A 1362-nucleotide genomic window follows, 5' to 3' on the forward strand; every position below is an offset into this window, starting at 1 on the left:
ACCAGTGACGCCGGCCCCAGATCAGCGGTGCGGGCGCACGCCGCGGCCAACTTCTGCCGCAAGGACTCTTTCGCGAACGCGGGCAGACGCCGCTTGAGGGTCGCGTACGCCGGCGGGTCGAAACCTGCCTCCTCGACCACCCGCAGACTGTCCAGCTTGCTGGTCGGCTCGACGATCCGTGCCAGCACCAGTAATCGGAACACCTCGTCACCACCAGCGGCCTCCTCGAACCCCAACAGCTGGTAGGCGTGGCCGAGCGCGTCCCACAGGTACCCCATCCGCGACGACGTGATCGCAAGCGGCCCACCACCAGCCCACTGCCGGCCTGCAACGCCGCGAAGTCCGGGCCAAAGTCGAGCTCGGGCTGCCCCACAGTCAGACGCTGCCTCGCCACCGCCTTGAGCGCCTCCAACGCCGCATCGTCATGCGCGAGCCGATGTGCTCGATGTCCCGCGACCCGCGACGCGAGGAGTGCACGATCTGCACCGCGCTGGCCCCGACGCCGTCTTCACCGTGCGCACATACGCCACGAGAGACAGCCTAGAACTGGCCGCTTAGTGCGCAGATTTCGCCGTTCACACGACGAAACCGCAGCTCAACAGCCAGCACTCTACCCAAGATCAGCGATCTTGAGCAAAAGTTAGGTAAGGTGACGGAATGGTCATGCGGGTGGCGGTTCCCGTGCTGCCGTGCCGAGATGTGCAGGCAGCGCGGTCGTACTTCACGGACGTGCTCGGATTCGACACCATATTCACCTGGGAGAGCCCACCTAGCTACGCGGCCGTGATCCGCGACACCGCCGAGTTCCACCTGTACGCCGAAAGCAGCGTCGGCCCGGCCAGGGTGACGGTTGTCGTCGACGACGTCGATTCCTGCCACGACGAGCTGCGCGCCCGCGGCGCCGACATCGTCGAGCCACTGGCTGACCGGCCCTACGGGATGCGCGACTTCAACGTACGGACACCCGATGGGCACTTGTTGATCTTTAGCCAGCCGCTTACCGAATACGGGTGACCATCAGCGGACCAGCCGGAAGAATGACCGGACCTCGTCGACGAACAACGCCGACTGCTCGAACGCCGCGAAGTGGCCGCCCTTGCCGGGCTCGTTCCAGTACCGGATGTTCGGGAACCGGCGCTCCGCCCACCGCCGGGGCGGGGCGCTGCAGCTCCTTGGGGAAGACCGAACAGCCGGTGGGTACAGTCACCGGCGCGCCGGCCGACCCGGAGATTCATTCGTTGACCTGCCGGAGGCTTTCCCAGTACAGCCGGGCGGATGAGGCACCGGTGCCGGGCAGCCAGTAGAGCATCAGGTTGTCGAGCAGCTCATCCCGGGTAATAACCCGATGCAGGTCGCCACCGG

1 protein-coding gene and 1 pseudogene are annotated in these 1362 nt (G+C 66.3%); one reads left to right on the forward strand and one right to left on the reverse strand.

All coding sequences use genetic code 11. The annotated features are described in order from the left end of the window. A pseudogene (locus AVL48_RS40870) lies at positions 1-530 on the reverse strand (IS1634 family transposase); the annotation flags it as partial. Positions 531-657: 127 nt separating this feature from the next. On the opposite strand from AVL48_RS40870, the gene AVL48_RS23805 reads away from it, so the two are divergent. Continuing rightward, on the forward strand, positions 658-1014 hold the full coding sequence (locus AVL48_RS23805) for a VOC family protein (RefSeq protein ID WP_063054136.1): 357 nt from the start codon (positions 658-660) through the stop codon (positions 1012-1014). Positions 1015-1362: the final 348 nt, after the last annotated feature.

Source organism: Amycolatopsis regifaucium, from assembly GCF_001613935.1.
Taxonomy (GTDB): Bacteria; Actinomycetota; Actinomycetes; order Mycobacteriales; family Pseudonocardiaceae; genus Amycolatopsis; species Amycolatopsis regifaucium.